Here is a 3,283-nt window from a genome sequence, read left to right as displayed (position 1 = left end):
TGCATGGTCGATATTGAGTCGTGGCGAATCCTACCGGAAAGCCGCGTAGTAAGCCCAGCGATAACTGATTAAGTTTAGCAGGAAAGTTTCAACTGGTAATTGCGAAGCAAGATGAATTGATGGCAAATAGGTCAGACCGGTGTAAGTAATTCAGACTTATCCATAGGCTCCCTGCTGATGCAGCACAAGGCAAAGCCGCTAGGGCGATATGAATCTTACGCGCGAAATCCATCATGGCTCGGATAGTTATCGCTATCCAACCAGAAGCCGGATATACGGAAGCAGTTGCACCTTAAAGCTATCACTTTTTGCTTACAAAACGGGAGGAGTCCATATACGGGTTAGCGGTTTCATCGCGTAACCCGCCATTTACTTATTGTTTTGAATTGCTCTCGGTGGGTTACGCGATGCTCACGCATCACTAACCCACCCTACATTTCTGATATCGGTCCATCCAGGAGTTTCAGCGAGTAATACGGGTTGTTGTCACACTTGCAAAGTGATGGTGCGCCAACGATGTGTACAGAGCAGTTGACGCTATGGCAGATAGGCATGCCCGAGAGCCTATCTTCTCAGGTTTTGGCGATAATTTCTTGCAACTCCTGAAACAACAACCGAAAGCTTTTCGGCGGTTTATCAGCCGCTTTTTCCTTATGGGCGTTGCGAATTAATAATCTCAAATGCTGCAAGTCGGCAGCCGGGTATTTCTGCGCAAACTCGGTGAGTGCGTGTTCATCGGCCAGAAGACGTTCGCGCCAGCGTTCGAGCTGATGCAGCCGGGCGGTTTGGTGTACCGACACCTGATGCCAGGAGTCGAGCTTTTCTTGGATCGGCAGTGCATCAATTTCGCGCATCAAGCGGCCTATGTATTGCATTTGCCGGCGGCGTGCGCCGTGCTTATTCATGGGGCGGGCAAGATTGATGGCGTCGATTAAAATTTCCGGCAGATCAAATTCGCTCAATTTCTTTTGATCCAGTTCTACCAGTTGCTCGCCAATTTCCTGCAATGCGTGCATGTCTTTCTTGCGCCGGGTTTTGCTCGGCGTTGCGTCTTGTTCGATATCGTTTTCCGGGGTGTTTTGCACGGTAACCTGTGTAATGCGGTGTTAAGAAGCTGCTATCATAGCGCTTTACAAGAATATTTTCGCCTTTGATTTGTTTTTTTAACGATTGAAGCTTTTTATCTAAAATCCAGTTTAAATTCTCTGTCACAACGCTACTTATGAACAATTTACCCGTTTTAGAATCCCGATTCTCATATCCGCTAAGCACGCTGCAGCAAATTGCCCAAGACATTTTGGCGCATGCCAAAAAAGGCGGTGCGACTGCTTGTGAAACCAATGTATCCGATGGTTTTGGTCAAAACGTTACCGTGCGCCAGAATGAAGTTGAAACGATTGAATATAATCGTGATAAGGGACTGTCGGTGACCGTTTATATTGGGCAGAAGCGCGGCCATGCCAGCACCTCCGATTTCTCGCCGCAAGCTATCAGCGATACGGTTTCTGCCGCTTTATCGATCGCCCGCTATACCGCGAACGACGATTGTGCCGGATTGGTGGAAGCAGAGCTATTGGCGCAAACATATCCGCACCTGAATTTGTACTTTCCCTGGGAATTGAATGTCGAGGGGGCCATCGAATTGGCAAAAGAGTGCGAACAAGCGGCCTATGCGGTGGATAAGCGCATAACAAATTCCGAAGGCGCCACGATTTCAGTCAGTGAATCGCAATTTATCTATGCGAATAGTCTGGGCTTTATAGGGGGATATCCACTTTCCCGCCATAGTATCAGTTGCGCCATGATCGCTGAACAGGGTGACAGCAAGCAACGGGATTACTGGTATAGCGTTGCGCGTGATGCCGCGGATCTGGAAGCGGTGGAAAGCATCGGGAAAAAAACGGGTATGCGCAGCGCGGCACGGCTGGGAGCAAGGAAAATCGCCACCTGTGAAGTGCCGGTGCTGTTTGAAGCGCCGATCGCTTCCGGTTTGATCGGACATTTTGCTTCGGCGGTGAGCGGCGGCAATCTTTACCGGAAATCTTCCTTTTTGCTGGATAGCATCGGACAACAGGTTTTTGCACCCGATATTCAGATTCTTGAATTGCCGCATCTGCACAAAGGGCTGGCCAGCAGCGCATTTGACGATGACGGCGTGGCGACAGTCGAACGCAAGGTGGTGGAAAATGGCATCGTGCAGGGTTATTTTCTGAGTAGTTATTCGGCCCGGAAACTGGGGTTGCGCACAACTGGAAACGCCGGCGGCACGCATAATCTGATTATGCAGAATGCGGCGCCGCTGCGTTTCGATGCGCTATTAAAGAAAATGGGTACTGGTTTGCTGGTAACGGAATTAATGGGACATGGCATCAATGCGGTGACAGGCGATTATTCGCGCGGCGCTTCCGGCTTCTGGGTTGAAAACGGTGCAATCAGTTACCCGGTCGAGGAGATCACCATTGCTGGCAATTTGAAAGATATGTTCCAAGGAATTCTGGCGATTGGTGACGACGTCATAGTGCGCGGATCCAAACAGTGCGGGTCGGTTTTGATCGACCGCATGACCATAGCCGGTGGTTGAAAACATTGCATTGTATGGGTCGATTGTCTCAACACCAAACAGCGCGATGGGAATTTACCGAACGGTGTGGTTCCGTTTGTTTTCTTGTAAGAGCTTATGAATACTCTCGTGATGTTTTTTAGCTGGTAGAAAAATAACTCGCCGGATTCCAAACAGGAAGCTCTACATTCATCTCTTCCTCAGAAGAAAAATAAACTCCTTGTCAGATTCAGATAGCGATAATAACTCATTCCCAGTTTGCTCAGCAAAAACCTGGAAATCAATCACGGAACCCGGATCAGTGGCAACAATTTTCAAGGTTTGTCCGCTGATCATTCCAGCCAGCGATTGTTTAGTACGTAAGATGGGCAATGGGCAAACTAAGCCACGCGCGTCCAGTTCTTTGTCTATTTTCTGCATTTTCCGGTAGAGTAAATTGGTTGGTATCAGATTCTAAAAACACTATTTCTGATCGTTGTTATTCTTCTTCAAGAAGCGATCAAGAATTTGATTGAGTTGATCCGGGTTAAAAGGTTTAGGCAGGAAAGCATTCATTCCCGCTTTTATGAATTCTTGTTGATCATGTTCTTTCGTGTTAGCGGTTAGAGCAATAATCGGCATATCAGTCAGGTGCAAATCTTGGCGAATGTGCTGAGTCGCTTCCAGTCCATCCATTTCCGGCATTTGGATATCCATAAAGATTAAATCGAACGGATGAGACTC

General features: G+C 48.1%; 4 protein-coding genes. 1 reads left to right on the top strand and 3 read right to left on the bottom strand.

Features of this window, described 5'->3' with window-relative positions; genetic code table 11:
- Nucleotides 1-572: 572 nt before the first annotated feature.
- Nucleotides 573-1,085 (bottom strand): ribosome biogenesis factor YjgA, encoded by a 513-nt coding sequence (gene yjgA, locus QZ942_RS06500; protein ID WP_292993875.1) that lies wholly within the window; start codon nucleotides 1,083-1,085, stop codon nucleotides 573-575.
- 137 nt (nucleotides 1,086-1,222) lie between these two features.
- On the opposite strand from yjgA, the gene pmbA reads away from it, so the two are divergent.
- Complete coding sequence (pmbA, locus tag QZ942_RS06495; RefSeq protein ID WP_292993874.1) at nucleotides 1,223-2,581, top strand: metalloprotease PmbA; 1,359 nt, start codon at nucleotides 1,223-1,225, stop codon at nucleotides 2,579-2,581.
- Nucleotides 2,582-2,749: 168 nt separating this feature from the next.
- Here the strand turns inward: pmbA and QZ942_RS06490 are convergent, their stop codons facing one another.
- Together QZ942_RS06490 and QZ942_RS06485 are read right to left on the bottom strand one after the other, a co-directional pair.
- Nucleotides 2,750-2,980: a sulfurtransferase TusA family protein gene (locus QZ942_RS06490; RefSeq protein WP_292993873.1), complete on the bottom strand. Its 231-nt coding sequence runs from the start codon at nucleotides 2,978-2,980 to the stop codon at nucleotides 2,750-2,752.
- A gap of 42 nt (nucleotides 2,981-3,022) precedes the next feature.
- On the bottom strand, nucleotides 3,023-3,283 hold a 261-nt coding region (locus QZ942_RS06485; protein ID WP_292993872.1), incomplete at its 5' end, for a response regulator.

It is taken from the genome of Nitrosomonas sp., assembly GCF_021731985.1.
In the GTDB taxonomy this organism is placed as follows: Bacteria; Pseudomonadota; Gammaproteobacteria; order Burkholderiales; family Nitrosomonadaceae; genus Nitrosomonas.
The sequence above is the reverse complement of the archived record's forward strand: the minus strand, read 5'-3'. Positions and strand labels throughout refer to the sequence as shown.

What these genes read in the sequence shown, in the direction of transcription:
- pmbA (WP_292993874.1), top strand. Translation starts at nt 1,223, where the DNA reads ATGAACAATTTACCCGTTTTAGAATCCCGATTCTCATATCCGCTAAGC.
- QZ942_RS06490 (WP_292993873.1), bottom strand. Translation starts at nt 2,980, where the DNA reads ATGCAGAAAATAGACAAAGAACTGGACGCGCGTGGCTTAGTTTGCCCA.